The sequence below is a fragment of the Oceanibaculum nanhaiense genome (genome assembly GCF_002148795.1).
GTDB classification, from domain to species: domain Bacteria; phylum Pseudomonadota; class Alphaproteobacteria; order Oceanibaculales; family Oceanibaculaceae; genus Oceanibaculum; species Oceanibaculum nanhaiense.
In genome coordinates this window covers 70,753-95,087 of sequence record NZ_MPOB01000006.1, presented here as the reverse complement: position 1 = coordinate 95,087, position 24,335 = coordinate 70,753, and the positions used below count along the sequence as shown (strand labels likewise).

Below are 24,335 nucleotides of genomic sequence, written 5' to 3'. Positions count from 1 at the left end.
AGAGTATGAAGATCGCAAAGCGCGGGCGAATTCCCGGCTTTATCGTCATGGATGTGATGCGTGCCGCCAACGAACGCGCGGCCACCGGCGCCGATGTATTGCATCTGGAGATCGGTCAGCCTTCGACCGGCGCGCCGTCCAGGGTTCTGGAAGCCGCGAAGCGCGCCATCGACAGCGAATTGCTGGGCTATACCGAGGCCTTCGGCATCCTGCCCCTGCGGGAAAGGCTGGCCGGGCATTACCGCGCGCGGTATGGCGTGTCGGTCGATCCGGCGCGCATCGTGGTGACGCCCGGCTCGTCGGGCGGCTTCATCCTGTCCTTCCTGGCGGCGTTCGAGCCGGGCGACCGCGTGGCGCTGGCCGCCCCCGGCTATCCCGCCTATCGCAATATCCTGGTGGCGCTGGGGCTGGAGCCGGTGGAGATTCCGACCGGGCCGGACAGCGCCTATCAGCCGACCGTACCGCTGCTGCGCGAGATGCAGCGTGCCGGCCGCATCGACGGGCTGATCCTGGCCAGCCCGGCCAACCCGACCGGCAGCATCGTCTCCGCCGAGGGGCTGGCGGAGATATCCCGCTATTGCGACGAAGAAGGCATCCGGCTCATCTCCGACGAGATCTATCATGGTATCGAGTTCGAGGCGCAGGCGGCAACGGCGCTGGCCAGCTCCAGCAGTGCCGTTGTGGTGAACAGCTTTTCGAAATATTTCTCGATGACCGGCTGGCGGCTGGGCTGGCTGGTGCTGCCGGAGGATATGATCCGACCGGTCGAATGCCTGGGGCAGAATCTGTTCATTTCCGCCTCCGCCCTGTCGCAGCACGCCGCGGTTGCCGCCTTTGATTGTACGGAGGAGCTGGACGCGCTGGTCGCGACATACCGGCGCAACCGCGACATTCTGCTGGCGGCGCTGCCGAAAGCCGGTATCACGGAGTTCTCGCGGGCCGATGGCGCGTTCTACATCTACGCCGATGTCGGGCGTTTCACCAATGACAGCGCGGAATTCTGCCGCCGCCTGCTGGCCGAAACCGGGGTGGCGCTGACACCCGGCATGGATTTTGACCCGGATCGGGGCAATCGCTTCGTCCGCCTGTCCTATGCCGGTGCGACGGAGGATGTGGCGAAGGCGGCCGAACGGATCGGGAATTTCCTGAGCTGATACGAAAAAAGGCGCCGTCACCGGCGCCTTTTTCTTTTTATGGGGCATCCCTATCAGGCGGCGCGCACGCCTTTCAGGAAGTTTTCCACCGCAAGGCGCAGCTCTTCCGACTGGTTGGCGACATTGCCGGCGGAGTGGGTCACCTGATCGGCGGCCTGACCGGTCTCGGCGGCGGCCTGGGTCACGCCGACGATGTTGGTCGAGACTTCCTGCGTGCCCTTCGCCGCTTCCTGCACATTGCGGGAAATTTCCTGCGTCGCCGCTCCCTGTTCTTCCACCGCGGCGGCGATGTTGGCAGCGATGTCGTTGATCTCGGAGATGGTATCGCCGATCTCGCGGATGGCGGCGACGGCCGATGTCGTCTCGGTCTGGATGCTGCCGATCTGCTGGCCGATCTGCTCGGTCGCCTGCGCGGTCTGGGTGGCGAGCGATTTGACCTCCGACGCGACCACGGCGAAGCCCTTGCCGGCTTCCCCGGCACGGGCCGCCTCGATGGTGGCGTTCAGCGCCAGCAGGTTGGTCTGCTCGGCGATGTCCTGGATCAGCCGGACCACCTCGCCGATCTTCTGCGCGGCCAGGGCCAGCGCCTCGACCTGCTCGTTGGTCTTGCGCGCGTCCTTGCTGGCCTTGTCGGCGATGGTCGACGACTGGCTGACCTGACGGCCGATCTCCTGGATCGAGCTGTACAGCTCTTCCGAGGCGGCGGCGACCGTCTGGACATTGGCGGCGGCCTGTTCGGACGCGGCGGCGACGGCGCCGGCCTGATGGTTGGTCTCCTCGGCGGTGGCGGACATGGAGGACGCGGTCGATTGCAGCTGGGCCGTGGCGGCGCCGACCTGGGCCAGCACACCTGCAACAGCGGCGTCGAAATCCTGGGTCATCCGCTCGATGGCCTGGGCGCGCTTTTCGCGGGCCTGCTGTTCCACCGCCTGCTGGGTGGCGAGCTCATCGGCGCGGATCATGTTCTCCTTGAACACCTGGACGGCGCCGGCCATCTGGCCGACCTCATCCTTGCGGTCCTGTGCGGGAATCTCGGTTTCCTTGTCGCCGCCGGCCAGGGCCGTCATCGCCTGCGTCATGCCGATGATCGGCCTGGCGATGCCGCGTCCGATCAGGACCGACAGCGCGATGCCGGCGAGCAGGGCGAAGGCCGAAACCCCGGCGCCGATGATGAAGGAGCGGTCGATGGCGATAAAAGCGGCCTCGCCGATCTCCCGCATCTGTGCTGCATTGTCGCCCTTGATCTGATCGAGATCGTTGGCGATCTGCGGGCCCATCCGGTCCAGCCGGTGCGAGACGGTGGCGTTGCGCCGCAGGATGATGCCGACGACCTCGCTGAAGAGTGTCTCATATTGCGGGATGGCGGTGGTCAGCGTATCGACATGCTGCCGCCCCTCGGTGCTGGATACGATCACGTCCAGCCCCACCATCATCTCCTTCAACTGGCTGATATGGTCGGCGAAGGCATCGACCTGCTTGCTGCCGTTCTCCGACAGGAACAGGGTGGCCTGGATTTCCGCCAGCATGAGCTGGCGCATCGCCTGGCCGGCCATGAACACACCGTCCGTGTTGAATTCCTGCTGCATGCCGGTCATCAGCCCGTTCAGGGCGGCGCTTGAGTCCTCACCCAGGGCGATCATCTTGCCCATCAGCTCTTCCCGGCGCTCCTGCATGGGAAGCAACGACTGGAAGGTCTGGTTATAGGCGCGGATCTGACTGGCAGCGCCCTCCATCCGGGCGGTGATGGCGGGATCTTCGATCTGGTCGAGGATCCGCTGGATGTTCTCCTGCGCCAGGGTCACGTTCTCGACCACGATTCCGGCGGCCTGCCGGTTGCCGTTCAGGATGAAGCCGGTAACGCCGATGCGCGCGCTCTGCATGTTCGTCTGCACCTCGGCGGCGCTTACCGTCTGCACGGTCAGGCTGCGGTAATCGGCGAAATACTGCTTCGCCGTCTCCAGCCCGTAGATTGTCACGCCACTGCAAACGAGAAGCAGGAGCAAGATAAGGCCGGAATTCGTGGAAATCTTGGTCGAAACCTTCAGGTTGTCGAGGAATTTCATGGTTCTGGCTCTTCGGTCGATGACGGCGGAGGGGGAGGGGCCGGCTGGTGGGACGACAGGACAGATTGCTGGAGGGGCAGATTACTGGAGGGGCAGGTTATTGGTTGGTGCGCCTTCTATCTGGCGTGCCCTCATGTTTCAGCGAAATGATTGATGAATTATTAATGGGCGGCTTATTTTGAAGCAATGGTCATATATTTCTTGTTATATCGAAGGTCTATTTTCCGAAAATTTGAAATAAACAATAAAAAGACCCCCGAGTTTTGTCTCGGGGGTCTTTGTCTTAAACTTGTATCTATTTCAGGTCAGCGGCCGACTGCACGGCTCCACCAACCGCGCTTTGCCGGCTTGTCCGGCTCGCCCTCTGGCTGCTTGGCCGCTGCCGGCTCCGCCTTGACGATGATTGTCTCCACGACCGGGCTGGCTGCGGTTTCCGCTGCTGCCATATCAACCGTCTCTGCTGCCATATCAACCGTCTCTGCTGCCGCATCAACGGTTTCTGCTGCCGCAGGTGCCTTCGGCTTGCGGGGCGCGCGGGCGCGCTTCGGCTTTTCGGCCTCCACGGTTTCCGTGCTCGCCGCTGCCTTGCGGGGCGCCCGCTTGCGTGGGGCCGGCTTCGGCTTTTCCTCGCCAGCCTCGGGAGCGGCAACGGATTCCGGCGTGATCACTTCGACCGTTACGCCTTCTGGGGTTACCGCTTCCGCCGTCACCGCCTCGTCTGTCACGGCAGCTGCAGCTTCGGCCTTGGGCTTGCGGCGGCTGGGGCGTTTCGGCTTGGCCGGCGCCTCGGTCTCCATAACGCCTTCCGGCGCGGCTTCAACTACCGCTGCAGGCGCCTCGGCGGTCACTTCCACAGCTTCCTGGTTGGCGGCACGGCCACGGCCACGGCGGGAGCGTTTGGGCTTCTCTGCATCCGTTGGTTCAGCAGCGGGCTGCGCCTCGGTGGCTGCATCCGTACCGGTATCCCTGTCGGCATAGGTATCGGCATCGGACTCAGTCGCTTCGCCGGAGGCGGCAAGGCTGTCCTGCTCCTCCTGCGTGCGCCGCCGCCGCCGCCCGCCACGCCGGCCGCGCCGACGCCGCTTGCGCTGCCGCTCTTCTTCTTCGGCGCTCAGGGTTTCACCGGCATGGGACTCGCCAGTGCTTTCCGATTCGGCATCGGCAGGCGCGTCATCGTCGCTGTCGGCGGAGTCGGCTTGATCGTCCGACGCCACCGGACGCGGCTCGCCATCGCGGCCACCACGGCCCGGGCGCCGCCGACGCCGACGGCGGCCCTCGCGGGCTTCGCCATCCTGGGTATCGTCGCCACCCCGGGGGGCGTCCTCGGCATCGCCCGCGTCGCCCTGCACGACGCTTTCCTCGATCTCGTCCTCGTCCTCGTCGATCTCGACCGGGGCTTCGATCCGGGCCGGTGCTGCGGCTTCAAGGGCTGCCTGCTCCTCGGCGCTGCGCTGCCGCAGCCGTTCCAGCCGGAAGGCCGGCGGGATCAGCGTATCGTCGCTGCCGATGATAACCTCGAAGCTGTAACGCGCCTCGATCAGCGCCAGCGCGGCGCGCTTCTGGTTCAGGATATAGAGGGCGATCTGCGTCGGCACATAGACGGCGATCTCCGACGCGCGCTGGCGGATACCCTCTTCCTCGATGGCGCGCAGCACATGCAGCGCCGTGGTGTCGGTGGACCGGATATAGCCGGTGCCGGCGCAATGCGGGCAGGGCTGGTTGGCGGTCTCGAACACGCTGGGGCGCAGCCGCTGGCGCGACAGTTCCAGCAGGCCGAAATGGCTGATCCGGCCGATCTGGATGCGCGCCCGGTCGTTCTTCATCGACTCCTTCAGCTTGCGCTCGACCGCCTGCTGATTGCGATTCTCCTCCATATCGATGAAGTCGATCACGATCAGGCCCGACAGGTCGCGCAGGCGAAGCTGGCGCGCCACTTCCTCGGCGGCTTCCAGATTGGTGCGGTAGGCCGTCTCCTCGATATTGCGCTCGCGCGTGGAGCGGCCCGAATTCACGTCGATGGCGACCAGCGCCTCGGTCTGGTTCATCACGATATAGCCGCCGGACTTCAGCTGCACGGTCGGGCTGTGAATCGCGTCCAGCTGGCTTTCCACCTGATAGCGCTGGAACAGCGGGATCACCGGATCCTTGTACTGCTGAACCTTCTTGGCGTGGCTGGGGATGAGGTCCTTCATGAAGGTCTTGGCGCTCTTGTAGCCTTCATCACCCTCGAGCAGCACTTCCTCGATCTCGCTGTCATAGATGTCGCGCAGCGCGCGCTTGATGAGGTTGCCCTCTTCATAGATCAGCGACGGCGCATTGGACTGCAGCGTCAGTTCGCGGATGTCGTCCCACAGCTTGATCAGATAGTCGAAGTCGCGCTTGATCTCGGCCTTGGTGCGCTCCGACCCGGCGGTGCGGACGATGACCGCCATGCCCGTGGGAAGCTCCAGCTCCTCGACGATCTTCTTCAGGCGCTTGCGGTCGTTGACGTTGGTGATCTTGCGCGAAACACCGCCGCCACGCGCGGTGTTCGGCATCAGCACGCAATAGCGGCCGGGCAGCGACAGGAAGGTGGTCAGGGCAGCACCCTTGGTGCCGCGCTCTTCCTTCGTGACCTGCACCAGCATGATCTGGCGGCGTTTCACGACCTCCTGGATCTTGTACTGGCGCGACAGGTTGGGCCGCCGGCGCTGGACTTCCTCGACATCGTCACCGCCCAGCACCTCGACCGAATCGCCATTGCCATTGGCGCCTTCGTCACGCTCGGCTTCCATCTCGCTGACCAGCGCTTCGCGGTCGGCGATGGGGATGCGGTAATAGTCGGGGTGGATTTCGTTGAAGGCGAGGAAACCGTGGCGGTTGCCGCCATATTCAACGAACGCCGCTTGCAGCGAGGGTTCGACCCGGGTGACCCGGGCGAGGTAGATATTGCCCTTCAGGGGGCGCTTGGCGGCAGTTTCGAAATCGAACTCTTCAAGACGATTGCCGTTTAGCACGACCATCCGCGTTTCTTCGGAATGGGTCGCGTCGATAAGCATACGCTTCGTCATATATCCTTCTCCGGGCGCGCCTAGGCTAACCGTAACCGTTTCAAGGTCAGCGGCGCCGGCGCGGCAATAAAGTCTGACCCTTGCGGGTCAATCAGCGGGGCCAGCCTGGGCCATCCCTATCCCGAACGGCGCTGTGAAGCGGCCAGTATGAAGGATAGCCGGTCGGCCAACCCGTCCTGCCTGCGCTTGGCAGGGCAAGGGCGGGGGCCCCAGGGTTCCACATTTTCTCCGCTTTTTTGTCCTGAGCGCCTCGCATCGGAGCCGATGGAGCAAGAAACTCTACCTGACCACTCAATCGCGACGCCGTCGCGCCCAAGATAATTTTAGAAGGGGTGCGACAGACAGCGGGAATTTGCGTGTACACCATAATCCGGGGGCGGGTCCGCCACAACGTAATTGTCGCTACTGTAAGAAAATCCCGCAAGCGACGAAAAAATAACGAAATTTGGCGTTTTGAATTGATCTTTCGGATAGAGTTGATGTAGATTTTGTGGCGAATTGACGCTGAGGCGCTAGATGTTCGCCAAGCTGGCAGGACCCCTTCGACCGATCTCCCTTGCCGCCGCCGGAAGCCGCCGCGCGGTGCAATCCGCGTTTCCTAAATTATTGTCCCTGCTAGTTTTTCTTCTCCTTTTGGGGCTGACGAACGCGGCCGTGGCCGAACCGTCCGTGACCGGCATGCGGGTCGGCCAGCACCCGGACAAGACCCGGATCGTCTTCGATATCAGCCAGTCGGTCGAGTTCCAGATCATCCTGCTGCCCGATCCCTATCGGCTGGTCATCGACCTGCCGGAGATCGAATGGCGGCTGGATGAGGAGATGGCCGCGGGCAGGGACGGGCAGGTCCAGGGCCTGCGCTACGGCCTGTTCCAGCCCGGCGTGTCGCGCGTGGTGATGGACATGGCGCGTCCGTTCGAGGTGCAGGAGGCTTTCCTGCTGCCGCCGGGCGAGACGCCGCATTACCGGCTGGTGATCGATGTTGCCGCAAGTTCGCCGGCGAAGTTCATGGCCGCCTCGCGTACCAGCATGGCGGTGCGGCGCAGCCTGGCACCGGCACCGCCGCGGGGGCAGCCGCTGGTTCCGTTCGCCGAAACGCCACGCCGCGCCGACGGCAAGCGCGTGGTGGCGATCGATCCGGGGCATGGCGGCGTCGATCCGGGCGCTATCGGCACCAGTGGAGTCTATGAGAAGGACATCACGCTGGCGATGGCCAAGCAGCTGAAGCAGGTGCTGGAGCGTACCGGCAAGTACCATGTGTTGCTGACTCGCGAGCGCGACATCTTCGTGCGGTTGCGCGAACGCTTCGCCATCGCCCGGCGCGAGGGGGCTGAACTGTTCATCTCGCTGCATGCCGATGCGATCAAGAACAAGAATTTGCGTGGTCTGTCGGTCTATTCGCTGTCGGAAACCGCCTCTGACGCCGAGGCCGAGGCGCTGGCGCAGAAGGAAAACAAGGCCGACCTTATCGGCGGTATCGACCTGTCCACGGAAAGTCCCGAGGTCACCAACATCCTCATCAACCTGGCGCAGCGCGAAACCATGAACGACAGCGCCCGGTTCGCCGCCATGCTGCTGAAGGAACTGGACCCGGTGACGCCGCTGCTGCGCCGCAGCCATCGTTTTGCCGGATTCGCCGTGTTAAAAGCGCCGGACGTACCCTCGGTGCTGGTGGAACTCGGCTTCCTGTCGAACGCGACCGACGAACGCCATCTGCGCGATGCCCGCCATCGCGACAAGCTGGCCCGCGGGATCGCCAGCGGCATTGACGCTTTTTTCGCTTTCAAGGATAGCGTCAGCCGTTCCTGACCAGGGGCCTGATCTGGGGGCCTGATCTGGGGCCTGATCTGGGGCGGACGGACCATCGGCAGGCATCCCCTTCTTTGGGAACGGCTGCCATGGTGGTGACGTTGTGACAGGATGGTGATGCTGCTCAAGGGATTGAGCACGGGGTTGGAAACGGGGCTGGCCATCGCATTGCGGGCTTCCCGGCGGATCAGACGGGTTTCGGAGGAAAATGACTCGGTTTCTTGGATATCTGGCGGGACTCTTGCTGCTTCTGACGATTGTCGGGGTCGCCGGTGTGGCTTTCGTGCTGCATCATTACAGCCAGGATTTGCCGGATTATAAGCAGCTTGCGGACTACCGTCCGCCGATGGTGACCCGCGTGCATGCCGGTGACGGTCGGCTGCTGGCCGAATATGCCACCGAACGCCGCGTCTTCGTGCCCTATGAGGCGATGCCGAAGCGGCTGGTGAATGCCTTCCTGTCGGCCGAGGACAAGAATTTCTTCGAGCATCCCGGTATCGACGTCCAGGGCATCCTGCGCGCCGTGGTGCAGAACCTGCAGCAATTCGGCTCCGACCGGCGCCCGGTGGGGGCGTCCACCATCACCCAGCAGGTCGCGAAGAATTTCCTGCTGACCAACGAGGTCTCCATCGACCGCAAGATCAAGGAGGCGATGCTCGCCTTCCGCATGGAGAAGGCGTTCAGCAAGGAACGCATCCTCGAACTTTATCTGAACGAGATTTTCCTCGGCAACCGCGCCTATGGCGTGGCGGCGGCGGCGCTGAATTATTTCAACAAGTCGCTGGTCGATCTGACGATCGCCGAGGCGGCCTATCTGGCGGCGCTGCCGAAAGCGCCCAGCAATTACCATCCGGTACGGCATCGCGACGCCGCCAAGGCGCGGCGCGACTGGGTTATCATGCGCATGCTGGAAAACGGCCATATCTCGGCCGCCGAGGCCGATATGGCGATGGCCGAGCCGCTGATGATGCGACGCCGCGATTCGGAGCAGTTCACCGTCGCCGATTATTTCGCCGAGGAAGTGCGCCGCGAACTGGTTGACCGCTTCGGCGAGGATGGCGCCTATGGCGGCGGCCTGTCGGTTCGGACATCGATCTCGCCAGAACTTCAGGCTATTGCCGACCGCGCGTTGCGCGACGGCCTGGTCGCCTATGACCGGCGGCATGGCTGGCGCGGCCCCATCGACCGGATCGATGTGGGCGGCGACTGGCGGGTGGCGCTGGCGCAGGTGAAGACGCCGGCCGGGCTGGCGCCGTGGCGGCTGGCCGTGGTGCTGGAGGTCGCCAATGATCAGGTCCGTGTCGGGCTGACCGATGGCGCGCGCGGTACCGTGCCCTTCGCTGAGCTGCGCTGGGCGCGGCCCTGGCAGGAGGATCAGAAGCTGGGGGCGGAGGTGCGCCGCGCCGGCGATGTGTTGGCGGTCGGTGACGTGATTGCTGTCGAGGCGCTGTCGTCGGAGGGGAATTTCGCTCTGCGTCAGGTGCCTGATGTGGAAGGTGCGCTGGTAGCGATGGACCCGCATACCGGCCGCGTGCTGGCGATGACCGGTGGCTGGAGCTTCGACGAAAGCCAGTTCAACCGGGTCACCCAGGCGAACCGGCAGCCCGGTTCCTCCTTCAAGCCCTTCGTCTATATGGCGGCGCTGGATAATGGCTTCACGCCGGCCACCGTCATCATCGACGGCCCCATCGTTCTCGACCAGGGGCCGGGGCTGCCGAAATGGAAGCCTTCCAACTATTCCAACGAATTCTATGGCCCGCAGCCGATGCGCGTCGGCATCGAGAAGTCGCGCAACCTGATGACGGTGCGGCTGGCGGCGATGGTCGGCATGCCGAAGGTGGTGGAGTATGCCCGCCGTTTCGGGGTGATGGACGATCTGCAGCCGCTGCTGTCGATGTCGCTGGGCGCCGGGGAAACCACGCTGATGCGGATGACCGCCGGCTACGCCATGATGGTGAATGGCGGCAAGCGGATATCCCCGCATCTGATCGACCGCATCCAGGACCGCAACGGCCGGACGCTGTACCGTCACGATGTGCGGCCCTGCGAGGACTGCCTCGTCGATGTCTGGGACGGGCAGAGCGTCCCCCGGGTGCCGGATTTGCGCGAGGAGGTGGTCGCGCCGGTGACGGCCTATCAGATGACCTCCATGCTGCAGGGGGTGGTCCTGCGTGGCACCGGCCGCCGGATCGCCGAGCTGAACCGCCCGCTGGCCGGCAAGACCGGCACCACCAACGACAGTCTGGACACTTGGTTCGTCGGCTTTTCGCCGGATCTGGCGGTTGGCGTGTTCGTCGGTTTCGACCAGCCCCGCACCCTGGGGGGGCGCGAGTCGGGTTCCACCGTCGCGGCGCCGATCTTCAAGGCCTTCATGGCCGAGGCGCTGGAAGGCGAGCCCTCGGTCCCGTTCCGTGTGCCGCCCGGCGTGCAGTTCGTGCGCATCGACGCCTCCACGGGCCAGCTGGCGCGGTCCGGCGATGGCGGTGCGGTGATCCTGGAAGCGTTCCGGCCCGGCACGGCGCCGGAACCGGGGCAGGCGGACATGCCGCCTTCCATCGGCGATACCACGACCGGAGATGAAAGGGCGCCGGTTGCGACCGGGCTCGGCGGCCTGTATTAAGGGCGCTTCCTGCCGGCATGCCGCCGGCAACCTGACTGGATTTGGAGAGACGCGATGCGCGCGGAAATTCAAGCGGTCGCCGACGAGATCAGAGACTCGTTGGCGCTGCTGAGGAGGCATCTTTGACTGGGATCGTGCGGTTTCCCGGTTCGACGAGCTGAATGCCCTCACGGCCGATCCCAATTTGTGGAACGACAGCGACAAGGCGCAGAAGCTGCTGCGCGAGCGCACCCAGCTGGAAAAGGGCATCGAGGGCTATCGCGCCATCGAGCGCGAGCTGAACGATACGCTGGAACTGATCGAACTCGGCGAGATGGAGGGCGACCAGGATGTCGTCACCGAGGCCGAGAAGGTACTGGCTCGGCTGCGCGAGATCGCGGCCAAGAAGCAGCTGGAAAGCCTGCTGTCGGGCGAGGCGGACAGCAATGACTGCTATCTTGAAGTGCATGCCGGCGCTGGCGGCACCGAGGCGCAGGACTGGGCCTTGATGCTGTCGCGCATGTACACACGCTGGGCCGAGCAGCATGACTACAAGGTCGAATGGCTGGAAGAAAGCGCCGGCGAAGAAGCCGGGCTGAAATCGGCCACGCTGAAGATCACTGGCCCGAATGCCTATGGCTGGCTGAAGCATGAAAGCGGCGTGCACCGGCTGGTGCGCATCTCGCCGTTCGATTCGCAGGCCAGGCGCCACACCAGCTTTTCCTCGGTGTGGGTCTATCCCGTGGTCGATGACGAGATCGAGGTGGAATACGAGGAAAAGGACCTGCGCATCGACACCTACCGGGCCTCGGGGGCCGGCGGCCAGCACGTCAACAAGACCGACAGTGCCATCCGCATCACCCATATCCCGACCGGCATCGTGGTGCAGTGCCAGAGCGACCGCTCGCAGCACAAGAACCGCGCTACCGCCTTCTCGATGCTGAAGGCGCGTCTGTATGAGCGGGAATTGCAGCTGCGCGAGGAGGCGGCGCAGGCGCAGGAAGACGCCAAGACCGACATCGGCTGGGGGCACCAGATCCGCTCCTATGTGCTGCAGCCCTATCAGATGGTGAAGGACCTGCGCACCGGGGTTGAGACCGGCAATTCCGGCGCCGTGCTGGATGGCGATATCGACCGCTTCCTGGAAGCCTCGCTGGCCTCCAAGCTGGGCGACGGGGCCGGGCAGACCGCCTAGGCCAGACCGCCTGATCTTCTTGCCGCACGACACGAAAAAGGCCGCCACCCGCGAGGGTGACGGCCTTTTTTCTTGTCGGCAGGACCGGCTTACAGGCCAGCCCCTTACAGGCCGGCTTGTGTGACGAACTTGGTGTTCAGATAGGCCTCAATGGCTTCCGAACCGCCCTCGCTGCCATAACCGCTGTCCTTGATGCCGCCGAACGGCACTTCCGGCAGGGCCAGGCCGTGATGGTTGATCGATACCATGCCGCTCTCGACGGCGGCGCCGATGGCGTTCGCAGTCTTGGCGGAGTTGGTGTAGGCATAAGCCGCCAGGCCGTAGGGCAGGCGGTTGGCCTCCTTCACCACCTCGTCGAAGCTGCTGAACGGCATGATCGGGGCGACCGGGCCGAACGGCTCCTCATGCAGGATGCGGGCATCGTCCGACACGTCGGTCAGCACCGTCGGCTCGAAGAAATAGCCCTTGTTGCCAATGCGCTTGCCGCCGGTCTTCACCGTGGCACCCTTGGACACGGCGTCGGCGACCAGCGCCTCCATGGCGGTGACGCGGCGGCCATTGGCCAGCGGCCCCATCTCCACGCCGTCTTCCAGGCCGTTGCCGACCTTGGTGTTCTTCGCGATGTCGGTGAAGGCATCGACGAACTTGCCGTACAGTGATTCATGCACCAGGAAGCGGGTCGGCGAGACGCAGACCTGCCCGCCATTGCGGAACTTGTTCACGCCCAGAATCTTCACGGCGGTGTCGAGGTCGGCATCCTCGAACACGATGGCCGGGGCGTGTCCGCCCAGCTCCATCGTCACGCGCTTCATGTGCAGGCCGGCCAGACCGGCGAGCTGCTTGCCCACGGCGGTGGAGCCGGTGAAGGTGACCTTCTTCACGATCGGGTGCGGGATCAGATATTCCGACACCTCGGACGGCACGCCATAGACCAGGTTGATGACGCCCGCCGGCACGCCGGCGTCGATATAGGCCTTGACCAGTTCCATGCAGGCAGCCGGGGTTTCCTCCGGGCCCTTGATGATGATCGAGCAGCCGGCGGCCAGGGCGGCGGAAATCTTGCGCACCGCCTGGTTGATCGGGAAGTTCCACGGCGTGAAGGCGGCGACGACGCCGACCGGCTCCTTGATGACCAGCTGGTAGATGCCGTCGGCGCGGGCCGGGATGACGCGGCCATAGGTGCGGCGCGCTTCCTCGGCGAACCAGTCGATGATGTCGGCGCCGGCCATCGTCTCGCCCTTGGCCTGGGCGACGGGCTTGCCCTGCTCCAGCGTCATCACCTTGGCAATGGCGTCGGCGCGGCTGCGCAGCAGGTCGGCGGCCTTGCGCATGATCTTCGAGCGGTCATAGGCGGAGACGTGCTTCCACTGCGCGAAGCCCTTCTCGGCGGCGGCCAGCGCGCGGTTGAGGTCCGCCTTGTCGGCATGCGGGACGGTGCCGATTTCCTCTTCGGTGGCCGGGTTCAGGATCGGCTCGCTGCGGCCCGTGGCGCCCTTGCACCATTTGCCGTCAATATAGAGGGAAACCTCGGGATACATTGGCGTTTCTCCTGTGATTCGGATCGGTCGCAACTGTTATGTCGGACTTCGGCGCGGATGTTAGTAGCCCTGACAGGCGAAGCCAAGGGTCAAGGCTGACGCATGGCTGGGGACAAATCGTCCATCACGCTTTTGTCATCTAAAAATTGTCGGCAGCGCCGCACGGCCATGGCATTATTTTACCGCTGTAGAGAAAAGCCGGAGGTGTGAGATGCGGCGGTCTGTACGGAATGTCTTCTTTGCGATTTTGGCGCTGCTCCTGCCGGCGGGGCCGGCCTTGGCCGAGGCGCCGCCCTTCCTGCATGCCAGCGGGCTGAAGGGGTGGGAAGCCTATCTCGACAAGGTGCGGGACGAACCGGGGCGCGATTACGTGTTCGCCCTGTCGCCCGATGGCGGCTGGGGCTGGGGGCGCGGCGGCAGCGCCTACGAGGCGGAGCAGTATGCACTCTCCTATTGCAACAAGCGGGCGCGCACGCCCTGCCGCATCTATGCCCGCGACCGTAACGTGGTGTTCGAACCGCAGCCGGACGATGCCGCACTGGCCGAGAAATATGCCGCCGCCGGCAGCGCGGCGCTGGCCCTGCGCACATCAAGCCCGCCCTCGGACGGGGTGAAGCGCGGCATCGCTGTCGGCGAGCCGATTCCCGACCTCGACCTCACCGACGAAGCCGGCAACAAGCTGACGCTGGAAGGGATGCGCGGCAAGGCCGTGCTGTTCCAACAGTTCGGCACCTGGTGCCCCTATTGCCAGGGTGAGATTTCCCGCGTGCACGCGGCCTACAGGCAGGTGAAGGACGATCCCGCCATCGCCTTCTTCCTGATCCCGATCCGCGAGGATGCCTCGGTCACGCGCGACTGGCTGAAGTCGAAGAAGATCGATATCCCGGTCTATGATGCCAACGCCTATCACGGCATCACCTTCGCTGACGGCCAGAGCTTGCGCGCCCGCACCCCCACCACCTTCATTATCGACCGCAACGGCGTGGTCGCCTTCTTCAAGGACGGCACCTATGACGGCTGGGACGATATCCCCGACGCGCTGAAGCAGCTGGCACGGGGGGAGTGAAGTTTAAAAATTGTTACCTTATACTGAACGCTATCGCGGGTTGGTATTGTAGGGGTGGTAATGTACGGCCCATTTCATCGAAAGGAATCCCCAACGCAAACCTTCGAAATAGCTCAGATACAGAAGCGGTCAGGCGAGATATGGGGGAGGCCCGGGAGACTTAACGGGCTATTCCCGACGGTGAGGGCCTATAAGAAGCCGCTTTGCCTGGGCGAGCCAGCTGGAGCGGATTGCGACGATTCCGATGGCATCGAGTTCATGGCGGTCGCTCGCCCTAGTATAAGTCCAGGTGGAATAGCGCATTGGCGTATGGAAGATTTACCCGTGGAAGGTCTCCGGCGCGAGGATGACGAGACAATCGCGCTGGCAGTTACCATATATAAGATCGTGCATCAGGGTTATTTAACGTAGTACATTTGCCTTTAGCCTTTGGAAGGCGGGTGCGACATGAGCGTCAAGGAAACGAACGTCTTCGTTCACAGGCCGCTAGCCGGATTCGAGCGGTATATCCCCTCCCTTGGGCTGGCAAGAAAGCTTGAGGCCGGGGGCGACATTGCCTTGCTGTTTGGCGGTGCCGATATCGATAAGGCAACATGCGGCCTTCTTGCCGCTTCCGAAGACGAAGAATGGGTTCAGGTTCTACACGCTTATCCTGAAGATGTGCAGGCACTGGCGGTTTTCTTGGTGAATCTCGGAATACGCCCGGATGAACTTGGCGTCATGCGGGATTGGGACGGCAGGCAGCTTTTCGATGTCGACAGCCTGGCTGCTACCATTACGGCCCTTGCCGCCGGGGCGGAGGCTCCCGGGCTGAAATCAGGAATGGAATTCTAAAAGGCTGCTAATACGTCGCCCGGCCGCCCGACAGGTCGAACACCGCGCCGGTGGTGAAGGAATTCTCCGCCGAGGCCAGCCAGGCGACCATGGCGGCGATCTCCTCCACCTGCACGAAGCGGCCGCGCGGGATCTTCTGCAGCATGTAGTCGATATGGGTCTGGGTCATCTGGTCGAAGATGCGCGTCTTCGCGGCGGCCGGGGTGATGCAGTTCACCGCGATGTCGTGGCCGGCCAGCTCCTTGCCCAGCGACTTGGTCAGCGCAATGACGCCGGCCTTCGCCGCCGAATAGGCGCCGGCATTGGGGTTGCCTTCCTTGCCGGCGATGGAGGCTGTGTTGATGATGCGGCCATAGCCGCGGGCGACCATGCCGGGCACCACGGCCTTGCAGCAATGGAACACGCCGTTGAGGTCGATATCGAGAACCCGCTTCCATTCCTCGATGGGATACTCGGCGATGGTCGTGTTCATGCCGGCGATGCCGGCGTTGCACACCAATATGTCGATGCCGCCCAGCGCCGCGACGGTCTGTTTCTCGGCTTCGGCCACCGCGTCGTAATCGGTCACATCCACGGGCACGCCGATGGTGTGGCCGGAAAGCTGCTCCAGCGCCTTCTTCGTCACCCCCGCATCGGCGTCCCAGACCGCCACCGAAGCGCCGGAGAGCAGCAGGCGCTTCGTGATCGCAAGGCCGATGCCCTGCGCGCCGCCGGTGACTACCGCCCGGCGGCCCTTCAGGTCGATCTGGTTCATGGGATGGCGTCCTCCGTTGTCGCTGTTCTTATTCCTTCACCGCACCCGTCATCGAGGAGACGTAATGCTCGACGAAGAAGGAATACAGAATGGCGACAGGAAGCGATCCGAGCAAGGCGCCCGCCATCAGCGAGCCCCAGTGATAGACATCGCCCTCCACCAGCTCCGTCACCACGCCGACTGGCACGGTCTTGTTCTCCGAGGACGAGATGAAGGTCAGCGCGTAGATGAACTCGTTCCAGGACAGGGTGAAGGCGAAGATACCCGCCGAGATCAGCCCCGGCACGGAGAGCGGCAGGATGATCCGCACCAGGATCTGCAGGCGCGACGCGCCGTCGATCAGCGCGCATTCCTCCAGCTCGTAGGGGATGGAGCGGAAATAGCCCATCAGGAGCCAGGTGCAGAACGGGATCAGGAAGGTCGGGTAGGTCAGGATCAGCGCCCAGCTGGTGTCGAACAGCCCGTAGGAGAACACCATGGTCGCCAGCGGGATGAACAGGATCGAGGGCGGCACCAGATAGGCCAGGAAGATCGCCAGCCCGACCGCGCGCGCACCGGTGAAGCGCAACCGCTCGATGGCGTAGGCGGCCCCCACCGCGCAGAACAGCGACAGGAAGGTCGCCACGGTGGAGACCAGCATGGTGTTCCACAGCCAGGTCGGATAGCTGGTCTCGAAGAACAGCTTCTCGACATTGGCCAGCGTCGCGTTCACCACCCAGAACGGGCTGAAATCGCGGAAATTATACAGTTCCTCGTTCGATTTGAAGGTGGTGATCGCCATCCAGTAGAACGGGAACAGCAGCACGAACAGGAAGATCGCCAGCGGGATATAGACCGTCACCACCCGGCGCGGGATGGAGGAGAGGTAGCGCATCCCGTCATCGGGGGCCGGCCCACGGGAGCGGCCACCCTCGCGGGCCTCGATATCGGTGCCGGCGCTGTCGGCGTGGCGGTTCGTTACGGTGCTCATGATGTCGCCCTCAATCCTTGCCGCCCTAATCCTTGCCGCCCTGTTGCCAGCGCCGGCGCTGCAGGCCGAAATAGCTGAACAGGATGGCCGCCAGCAGGAACGGGATCATGGCGACCGCGATGGCCGCACCCTCGCCCAGCTGGCCGCCGGGGATCGCGCGCTGGAACCCCAGCGTGGCCATCAGATGCGTCGCGTTCAGCGGACCGCCACGGGTCAGCACATAGATCAGCTGGAAGTCGGTGAAGGTGAACAGCACCGAAAAGGTCATCACCACCGCGATGATCGGCGTGAGCATCGGGAAGGTGACGAAGCGGAAGCGCTGCCAGGCGCTGGCGCCGTCGATGGTCGCGGCTTCGTACAGCGATTGCGGGATGGTCTGCAGCCCGGCCAGCAGGGTGATGGCGACGAACGGGATGCCGCGCCAGGTGTTGGCGGCAATCACGCTGGCCCGCGCATTGTTCGGGTCGCCCAGGAAATTGATGTATTCGTCGATCAGCCCCATGCGCTGCAGGGACCAGGAGATCACCGAGAACTGCGCGTCATAGATCCACCAGAAGGCGATGGCCGACAGCACGGTCGGCACGATCCAGGGCAGCAGCACAATGGCGCGGATGAAGGCCTTGAAGGGCAGGTGCTCGTTGATGATGAGCGCCAGCCACAGCCCCAGCACGAATTTCAGGATGCTGGCGACCAGCGTGTAGAGGAAGGTGTTATAGACCGACAGCCAGAACACCGGGTCGTCGGCCAGCAGCTCGAAATTCTCCAGCCCGATGAAGACACCGCGCCGCCCGATGGTGGTATCGGTCATCGACAGGTAGATGCCGAGAATCAGCGGCCAGGCCAGGAACAGCAGCAGGATCGCGGCGGCCGGCAGCATGAACCAGATCGCCAGGAAGTTGCGGTTGTTCATCAGCCGCGCCGTCAGCGGCACCACATAGGCTTCGGTTTTTGCGGACCGGGCCGGGCGCGCCTTGGTCGGCGTTTCGGCGGGCGTTTCGGCGACCATGCGGACTCCGTTCGTCGGGGCTGGGACTGGTCGTCAGGGTTTATCGCGGGAGACCGGCGCCACCCCGAAGGATGGCGCCGTCCCCGTCACGAATCAGACGCGGTAATAGCGTTCGGCGCGCTTGGCCGCGCGCTCGGCCGCCTGTTTCGGCGTCTGGTTGCCGCCGCACACCTCGGCGAACATGTTGACGATGATGTAGTCCGCCATCGCCGCCGCCGAGGCATAGCCCAGATCGCCGGAATGGCCGTTCGACAGCATGTTCTTCACGCAGTCGCGGTAGGGCGTGTGCTTCGGATCGACCGTCCAGATCGGGTTCGATTCGTAGGCCGCCAGCGGGTGCGTGATGTAGCCGATGGCTGCCTGCTGCCAAGGCTCGTACTGCTCCTTCTCCCACATAAAGCGGAGATATTCCTTCGCCGCATTAGGGTATTTGGTGTGCTTGAACAGCATCGCCTGGGTGAACAGGTGCAGTTCGGTCGGCTTGCCGACCGGGCCGATCGGCATGTTCACATGTTCGATGTCGGCGGTTATCGCCTTCATCGCCTCATCCTTGGAGGTCTTGGCGGCGTAATAGACCGAGATGCCGTTGTTGGTGGCGCCGATCTCGCCGGCCAGGAAGGCCTTGTTGTTGTTGGAATCCAGCCAGGACAGCGTGCCGGGGATGAAGCTCTCGTACAGTTCCTTCACATATTCCAGCGCGGCGACCGTTTCCGGGCTGTTCAGGACGACCTCATTATTGTCGTTCACCATCTTGCCGCCGAAGCCCCAGAGGATGGTGTGCACCCAGCCATTGCCGTCACCGACCGCATTGCCCAGCGCCATGCCCATCGGATGGCCCTTGGCCTTCAGCGCCTTGGCGCATTTCAGCACTTCGCGGTAATCCTGCGGGAACTTCTCGAATCCAGCCTCCTGCACCCAGCTCCGACGATAGACCATGCAGGCGCCGGCGGCCCCCAGCGGCAGGCCGATCCAGCGCCCGTCCTTCTTGCCGTATTGTTCGGCCACCGGATACCAGCCGCCATATTTCTTGCCGAGATAGTTGGCGACATCGCTGACATCGACCAGCTTGTCGGGATACTGGTGCGGATCGTCGAACCAGCCGATGATGATGTCCGGGCCGGAGCCGACATTGGCCGCGACCGCCGCCTTCGGGCGCACATCCTCCCAGCTTTCATTGTCGATGCGCACCTCGACGCCGGTCTTCTCGGTGAATTTCTTGGTGTTGGCCACCCACTGTTCCTCGTCGCCGGCGACGAAGCGGCGCCAACGCAGCACGCGCAGGGTGGCGCCGGCTTCCGGCTTGAAGCTTCATATCCTGGGCGGCAGCCCCACCGGGGCGGATCAGCCCGGCACCCGCCGCACCCCCGGCCACACCGGCAACGACGCCGGCGCTGCTCTTCAACAGATCGCGTCTGGTAAAACTCATTGCCCATTCCTCCCTTGCTTGCTTGTCGGTCCGGCTTGTTTGCCGGCCGTTTTCGGCCCTTTTCCGGGCCAGTGGCAAACCGTCCGTCAGAGGCGGTTGCCGGTCTCCGCGTCGAACAGGTGTATGTAGCCCGGCGTCGGCGCCACCTTGATGCGCTCGCCCGGCCGGAAGGCATGGCGTTCGCGGAACACCACGATGATCTCGGTGCCGCCCATATCCGCCACCACCTGGATTTCGGAGCCTGTCGGCTCGACCACGGTCACCGTCGCCTCGGCGCCGTCATCGGCCAGCACCATATGTTCCGGGCGGATTCCGTAGACCACCGCCTTGCCATGCGATGCCGAAGGCGCGTCGTACAGCGGCAGGCGCACACCGCCATCGCTGACGAAGGAAAGCTGGCCGTTCGCTTCGATCCGGCCCTTCAGCATGTTCATGGCGGGCGAGCCGATGAAGCCGGCGACGAACAGATTGTCCGGCCGGTCGTACAGGCCCAGCGGATCGCCGATCTGCTCGACGATACCGTCATGCATGACGACGATCTTGTCGGCCATGGTCATGGCCTCGATCTGGTCATGCGTCACATAGACGGTGGTGGAGGCCAGCCGCTGGTGCAGCGCCTTGATTTCGGTGCGCATGGCAACGCGCAGCTTGGCGTCGAGGTTGGACAGCGGCTCGTCGAACAGGAAGACCTGCGGGTCGCGCACGATGGCGCGGCCCATGGCGACGCGTTGGCGCTGGCCGCCGGAGAGCTGGCGCGGATAGCGGTCCAGCAGCTGGGTCAGCCCCAATATCTCAGCAGCGACCTGGACCCGGCTGTCGAACTCTTCCTTCGACGCGCCGCGCAGCTTCATCGAGAAGCCCATATTCTCGCCGACCGTCATGTGCGGGTAGAGCGCGTAATTCTGGAACACCATGGCGATGTCCCGTTCCTTGGGCGGCACATGGTTCACCACGCGCTCGCCGATCAGGATATCGCCGCCGGAAATGCCTTCCAGCCCGGCGATCATCCGCAGCAATGTGGATTTTCCGCAACCCGACGGACCGACGAGGATGACGAATTCTCCATCGTCTATGTCGATCGACACACCATGAAGAACCTCGACCGGGCCGAAGGCCTTGCGCACGTCCCGAATTTGCACGGACGCCATGCTTTCCCTCCCAACACCCGCATCGAGGCGGGCTTTGTTTTATTAGGAAAAAACATAGAAGGGGTTTCTAATTAGCGCAAGGGGATAGGTGTGACGGCCTCTTAGATTCCTTTTTAGGTTGAATAAGATAGTCTGAATTTACAAAGCGCGCCCTGTATCAGAGACGGCCGCCCAGCTCGTCCTCGATATGGATGCGAATGATCTCCTCGAAGCTGCTTTCGGCCTTGAAGCCCAGTGCGGTGGCGCGTTTTGCCTCGAAATTGCGCGGCCAGCCGGCGACGATGGTCTCGATGATCGGGTCGCGCTCGCGGCGGATCAGCTTTACCGCCTTGTCGCCAGCGATATTGCGCAACGCCTCGATCTGTTCGCCGACCGTGGTGGAGAGGCCCGGCATGGCCAGGTTGCGGCGCGGGCCGACCTTGTCGCCATCGATGGTTGCGGCATGCAGCAGGAAGCCGACGGCCGCGCGCGGGCTGGCGTGCCAGTGCCGCACATCCTCGGAGACCGGGAGCACCGCCTCCTTGCCCACCAACGGCTCGCGGATGATGTTGGAGAAGAAGCCCGACGCCGCCTTGTTCGGCGTGCCCGGCCGCACGCAGATGGTGGGCAGGCGGATGCCGATGCCATCGACGAAACCCTTGCGGGTGTAATCCGCCAGCAGCAGCTCGCCGATGGCCTTCTGCGTGCCGTAGCTGGTCAGCGGCGCCGACAGGAACTCGTCGCCGATGGCCTCGGGGAAGGGGGCGCCGAACACGGCTATGGAGGAGGTGAAGACAAGGCGCGGGCAATAATCCTGCCCGCCGGTGCGGCGGATCGATTCCAGCAGGTAGCGCGTGCCGTCCAGATTGATGCGGTAGCCCTTCTCAAAATCCGCCTCCGCCTCGCCGGAGACAATGGCCGCCAGATGGAAGATCACATCCGGTCGGCTGGCGGTCAGGCGGGCAGCGGCGGTTGGCTGCGACAGGTCGGCCGGCTCCACCTCCACCGCGAAGGGGGCGTCCGGCTTTTCGGGTGTCGTCACATCGACCAGATGCAGGTGCCCGATGGGCGTGCCGCCCAGCGTTCCATCTGCGACCAGACGCTGCGTCAGCTTGCGGCCGATCATGCCGGCCGCCCCGATAATCAGTATCCGCATGAAGCTTCTCTCCCTGTTTTTGTTTCAGTCGCCGTCTCTTCGTGGAGCGGCTCTTTTCTCTCTTCCCTCTCCCCATCCGGGGCGAGGGATGTGTCCTCTTCCGTCCTCAGTGATTGTCCCGGGCCACGCCTTTGGTCTGGGCAACGCGCTGGTATTTCACGGCCGGCTTCAGCACCATGCCCTCGTCGAATTGCGAGACCATGCCGCGCTGGATTTCCTGCCAGGGCGTCTGGTGATCGGGATAGGGGAAACCGCCCTTGGCGATGAGGTCGGCCTTGCGCTTCTCATATTCCTCAGCCGGGATCAGGATATCGGCGGTGCGCTTGTTCAGGTCGATGCGCACTCGGTCGCCGGTCTGCAGGATGGCGAGGCCGCCATTCAATGCCGCCTCGGGGGCGGCGTTCAGGATCGAGGGCGAGCCCGAGGTGCCGGACTGCCGCCCGTCGCCGATGCAGGGCAGGGCGAGGATGCCTTGCTTGATGAGCGCTGCCGGCGGCTGCATGTTCACCACCTCCGCGCCGCCGGGATAGCCGATGGGGCCGGTACCGCGCACGAACAGCATGCAGGAATCGTCGATCTTCAGCGACGCATCGTCGATGCGGTGGTGGTAATCCTCCGGCCCCTCGAAGACGATGGCGCGGCCCTCGAAGGCGTTGGGGTCCTGCGGGTCGGAGAGGTAGCGCTTGCGGAAATCCGGCGAGATCACGCTGGTCTTCATGATCGCCGAATCGAACAGATTGCCGCGCAGATGCAGGAAGCCTGACTTGTCCACCATCGGCTTTTCATAGGGCAGGATGACATCGTCGCCCTCCGCCTCGCGGCCCCGGCAGTTTTCGCCGATGGGCTTGCCGTTGGCAGTGATGGCATTCTCGCGGATCTTACCGTGCTTCATCAGCTCGTTGACCACGGCCGGGATGCCGCCGGCGCGGTGGAATTCCTCGCCGAGATATTTGCCGGCGGGCTGCAGGTTCACGATCAGCGGAATGTCGTAGCCGATCTTCTCCCAATCATCGTTGTTCAGCTCGACGCCGATATGCCGGGCAATCGCGTTGATATGGATCGGCGCGTTGGTCGATCCGCCGATGGCGGAGTTCACCACGATGGCGTTCTCGAAGGCCTCGCGCGTCAGGATGTCCGACGGCTTCAGGTCTTCCCATACCATCTCCACCGCGCGCAGGCCGGTCTCGTAGGCGATCTGCCCGCGCTCGCGGTAGGGGGCGGGAATCGCGGCGCAGCCCGGCAGCGACATGCCCAGCGCTTCGGCCAGCCCGTTCATCGTCGAGGCCGTGCCCATCGTGTTGCAATGGCCGACCGAGGGCGCGGAGGAAGAGACGATATCCATGAACTCGTCATAGTTTATGTCGCCGGCCGCATGGCGCTCGCGCGCCTTCCAGACGATGGTGCCGCTGCCGGTGCGCTCGCCTTTCCACCAGCCATTCAGCATCGGCCCGCCGGACAGCACGATGGCCGGGATGTTCACCGTGGCCGCGGCCATGATGCAGGCCGGCGTGGTCTTGTCGCAGCCGGTGGTCAGCACCACGCCGTCCAGCGGATAGCCGTACAGCAGCTCGACAAGCCCCAGATAGGCCAGGTTACGGTCCAGGGCCGCGGTCGGGCGCTTGCCGGTTTCCTGGATCGGGTGGACGGGAAATTCGAAGGCCACGCCGCCGGCGGCATTGATGCCCTCGCGCACGCGCTTGGCGAGGTCGAGATGGTGCCGGTTGCAGGGTGACAGATCGGAGCCGGTCTGGGCGATGCCGATGATCGGCTTGCCGGATTGCAGTTCCGCCCGAGTCAGGCCGAAATTCAGGTAGCGCTCCAGATAGAGCGCGGTCATGGCGGGGTTGTCGGGATTGTCGAACCAGAGTTGCGAACGAAGCCGGCGCGTGCCGGCTGAAGGCTGGCTGCCATGACTCATAGAACCCTCCCAAGCGTTTGCATTTGCTGATTTTCTCAGCCTTGCCGCGCAGTATGAGGCTTCGCTGTTGGGAAAGCAAACGCCGCTGGATCAGGTCTGACCGGCAGTTGGGGAAGGCAGGCGTCAGACGGTGAGTGAAGGCAGCCCGGCGCCGATATCGATGAAGCGGCGTTCGCGCAAACGGCGGTGCTGCGCCACCACATCCCTGCGCTGATAAGGTTCCAGCTTGCCCTCGATATCGTTGCTTTGGAAGATCAGCTGGTCGGCGCGCCCGTCGCTGCCCCGCATCGGATAGCCAATGGCCTCGTTTATCACGATGCGGCCGGAGGAGGTGACGGTCTCGATCAGGTTCCGCGAGCCGCAGGGGTGCCGCAGCATGGTTTCGAAGGTCTGCAGGGCTTCTGCCTTGCGTTCGTCCGGTACGAAATCCAGGTAGTTCCTGCCGGTCACTTCGAATCCATAGCGCTTCACCTCATCCGTGCCGGCCAGGCGAAAGCGGATCATGGACGGCGATTCATATTGCAGGATGACGAAGGAGGGCAGGATTTCCTTCAGCTGCGCCAGATCGATCTGGTCACGGTCCGGCAGGAAATCGCGTTTCGGCAAGCACATCCAGTACGCGCCGAACGAACGTCCGCGCGGGTGGATGATGTCGGGATTGTCGCTCATGGCC

The 24,335-nt window shown here is 63.9% G+C and carries 17 protein-coding genes; 6 read left to right on the top strand and 11 right to left on the bottom strand.

The window, feature by feature from the left end:
• Window positions 1-5: 5 nt before the first annotated feature.
• Window positions 6-1,154, top strand: a complete 1,149-nt coding sequence (locus BKM74_RS11915; protein WP_086465945.1) for a pyridoxal phosphate-dependent aminotransferase — start codon at window positions 6-8, stop codon at window positions 1,152-1,154.
• Between the two features lie 53 nt (window positions 1,155-1,207).
• On the opposite strand, the gene BKM74_RS11910 is transcribed toward BKM74_RS11915, so the two are convergent.
• Together BKM74_RS11910 and BKM74_RS11905 are read right to left on the bottom strand one after the other, a co-directional pair.
• Window positions 1,208-3,217: a methyl-accepting chemotaxis protein gene (locus BKM74_RS11910; RefSeq protein WP_086465944.1), complete on the bottom strand. Its 2,010-nt coding sequence runs from the start codon at window positions 3,215-3,217 to the stop codon at window positions 1,208-1,210.
• Between the two features lie 305 nt (window positions 3,218-3,522).
• Entirely contained in the window at window positions 3,523-6,267 is a 2,745-nt protein-coding gene (locus tag BKM74_RS11905) for an Rne/Rng family ribonuclease (protein WP_086465943.1), read from the bottom strand.
• 654 nt (window positions 6,268-6,921) lie between these two features.
• Here BKM74_RS11905 and BKM74_RS11900 point away from each other — a divergent pair.
• The 3 genes from BKM74_RS11900 (at window position 6,922) to prfB (ending at window position 11,867) form a co-directional block, all read left to right on the top strand.
• On the top strand, window positions 6,922-8,073 hold the full coding sequence (locus tag BKM74_RS11900) for an N-acetylmuramoyl-L-alanine amidase (RefSeq protein ID WP_245825919.1): 1,152 nt from the start codon (window positions 6,922-6,924) through the stop codon (window positions 8,071-8,073).
• 208 nt (window positions 8,074-8,281) lie between these two features.
• A complete protein-coding gene (locus BKM74_RS11895) occupies window positions 8,282-10,693 on the top strand; it encodes a penicillin-binding protein 1A (RefSeq protein ID WP_086465941.1) in 2,412 nt (803 codons plus the stop codon).
• A 54-nt stretch (window positions 10,694-10,747) separates the two neighbouring features.
• A protein-coding gene (prfB, locus tag BKM74_RS11890) for a peptide chain release factor 2 (RefSeq protein ID WP_099045578.1) occupies window positions 10,748-11,867 on the top strand; the annotation gives its coding sequence in 2 pieces (ribosomal slippage) (window positions 10,748-10,816 and window positions 10,818-11,867; 1,119 coding nt in all).
• A gap of 104 nt (window positions 11,868-11,971) precedes the next feature.
• Here prfB and BKM74_RS11885 read toward each other — a convergent pair.
• Window positions 11,972-13,405: an NAD-dependent succinate-semialdehyde dehydrogenase gene (locus BKM74_RS11885; RefSeq protein ID WP_086465940.1), complete on the bottom strand. Its 1,434-nt coding sequence runs from the start codon at window positions 13,403-13,405 to the stop codon at window positions 11,972-11,974.
• Window positions 13,406-13,616: 211 nt separating this feature from the next.
• Here BKM74_RS11885 and BKM74_RS11880 point away from each other — a divergent pair, with 211 nt between their 5' ends.
• Window positions 13,617-14,471, top strand: a complete 855-nt coding sequence (locus BKM74_RS11880; RefSeq protein WP_086465939.1) for a TlpA family protein disulfide reductase — start codon at window positions 13,617-13,619, stop codon at window positions 14,469-14,471.
• Between the two features lie 447 nt (window positions 14,472-14,918).
• Window positions 14,919-15,305 (top strand): hypothetical protein, encoded by a 387-nt coding sequence (locus BKM74_RS11875; protein WP_086465938.1) that lies wholly within the window; start codon window positions 14,919-14,921, stop codon window positions 15,303-15,305.
• Window positions 15,306-15,312: 7 nt separating this feature from the next.
• Here the strand turns inward: BKM74_RS11875 and BKM74_RS11870 are convergent, their stop codons facing one another.
• From BKM74_RS11870 to BKM74_RS11835, 8 genes are all read right to left on the bottom strand, one after another.
• Entirely contained in the window at window positions 15,313-16,059 is a 747-nt protein-coding gene (locus BKM74_RS11870) for an SDR family NAD(P)-dependent oxidoreductase (protein ID WP_086465937.1), read from the bottom strand.
• A gap of 28 nt (window positions 16,060-16,087) precedes the next feature.
• Window positions 16,088-17,029: a carbohydrate ABC transporter permease gene (locus BKM74_RS11865; RefSeq protein WP_217895473.1), complete on the bottom strand. Its 942-nt coding sequence runs from the start codon at window positions 17,027-17,029 to the stop codon at window positions 16,088-16,090.
• A 25-nt stretch (window positions 17,030-17,054) separates the two neighbouring features.
• On the bottom strand, window positions 17,055-18,035 hold the full coding sequence (locus BKM74_RS11860; protein ID WP_217895472.1) for a carbohydrate ABC transporter permease: 981 nt from the start codon (window positions 18,033-18,035) through the stop codon (window positions 17,055-17,057).
• 93 nt (window positions 18,036-18,128) lie between these two features.
• On the bottom strand, window positions 18,129-19,310 hold the full coding sequence (locus tag BKM74_RS11855; RefSeq protein ID WP_217895471.1) for an ABC transporter substrate-binding protein: 1,182 nt from the start codon (window positions 19,308-19,310) through the stop codon (window positions 18,129-18,131).
• A gap of 237 nt (window positions 19,311-19,547) precedes the next feature.
• Window positions 19,548-20,609, bottom strand: coding sequence for an ABC transporter ATP-binding protein (locus tag BKM74_RS11850; RefSeq protein ID WP_086465936.1), 1,062 nt, complete (start codon window positions 20,607-20,609; stop codon window positions 19,548-19,550).
• Between the two features lie 157 nt (window positions 20,610-20,766).
• On the bottom strand, window positions 20,767-21,744 hold the full coding sequence (gene denD, locus BKM74_RS11845; RefSeq protein ID WP_086465935.1) for a D-erythronate dehydrogenase: 978 nt from the start codon (window positions 21,742-21,744) through the stop codon (window positions 20,767-20,769).
• Window positions 21,745-21,850: 106 nt separating this feature from the next.
• The gene (locus BKM74_RS11840) at window positions 21,851-23,662 is read right to left on the bottom strand and encodes an IlvD/Edd family dehydratase (RefSeq protein ID WP_086465934.1); all 1,812 of its coding nucleotides are present in this window, start codon (window positions 23,660-23,662) and stop codon (window positions 21,851-21,853) included.
• Between the two features lie 123 nt (window positions 23,663-23,785).
• Window positions 23,786-24,331 (bottom strand): PAS domain-containing protein, encoded by a 546-nt coding sequence (locus tag BKM74_RS11835; RefSeq protein ID WP_086465933.1) that lies wholly within the window; start codon window positions 24,329-24,331, stop codon window positions 23,786-23,788.
• Window positions 24,332-24,335 lie beyond the last annotated feature (4 nt).

Bases quoted from the DNA above. Each gene is read 5' to 3' on its own strand.
- BKM74_RS11910 (WP_086465944.1), bottom strand. From the start codon at position 3,217: ATGAAATTCCTCGACAACCTGAAGGTTTCGACCAAGATTTCCACGAAT.
- BKM74_RS11870 (WP_086465937.1), bottom strand. From the start codon at position 16,059: ATGAACCAGATCGACCTGAAGGGCCGCCGGGCGGTAGTCACCGGCGGC.
- BKM74_RS11880 (WP_086465939.1), top strand. From the start codon at position 13,617: ATGCGGCGGTCTGTACGGAATGTCTTCTTTGCGATTTTGGCGCTGCTC.
- BKM74_RS11915 (WP_086465945.1), top strand. From the start codon at position 6: ATGAAGATCGCAAAGCGCGGGCGAATTCCCGGCTTTATCGTCATGGAT.
- BKM74_RS11875 (WP_086465938.1), top strand. From the start codon at position 14,919: ATGAGCGTCAAGGAAACGAACGTCTTCGTTCACAGGCCGCTAGCCGGA.
- denD (WP_086465935.1), bottom strand. From the start codon at position 21,744: ATGCGGATACTGATTATCGGGGCGGCCGGCATGATCGGCCGCAAGCTG.
- BKM74_RS11895 (WP_086465941.1), top strand. From the start codon at position 8,282: ATGACTCGGTTTCTTGGATATCTGGCGGGACTCTTGCTGCTTCTGACG.
- BKM74_RS11865 (WP_217895473.1), bottom strand. From the start codon at position 17,029: ATGAGCACCGTAACGAACCGCCACGCCGACAGCGCCGGCACCGATATC.
- BKM74_RS11885 (WP_086465940.1), bottom strand. From the start codon at position 13,405: ATGTATCCCGAGGTTTCCCTCTATATTGACGGCAAATGGTGCAAGGGC.
- BKM74_RS11850 (WP_086465936.1), bottom strand. From the start codon at position 20,609: ATGGCGTCCGTGCAAATTCGGGACGTGCGCAAGGCCTTCGGCCCGGTC.
- BKM74_RS11840 (WP_086465934.1), bottom strand. From the start codon at position 23,662: ATGAGTCATGGCAGCCAGCCTTCAGCCGGCACGCGCCGGCTTCGTTCG.
- BKM74_RS11860 (WP_217895472.1), bottom strand. From the start codon at position 18,035: ATGGTCGCCGAAACGCCCGCCGAAACGCCGACCAAGGCGCGCCCGGCC.
- BKM74_RS11905 (WP_086465943.1), bottom strand. From the start codon at position 6,267: ATGACGAAGCGTATGCTTATCGACGCGACCCATTCCGAAGAAACGCGG.
- BKM74_RS11835 (WP_086465933.1), bottom strand. From the start codon at position 24,331: ATGAGCGACAATCCCGACATCATCCACCCGCGCGGACGTTCGTTCGGC.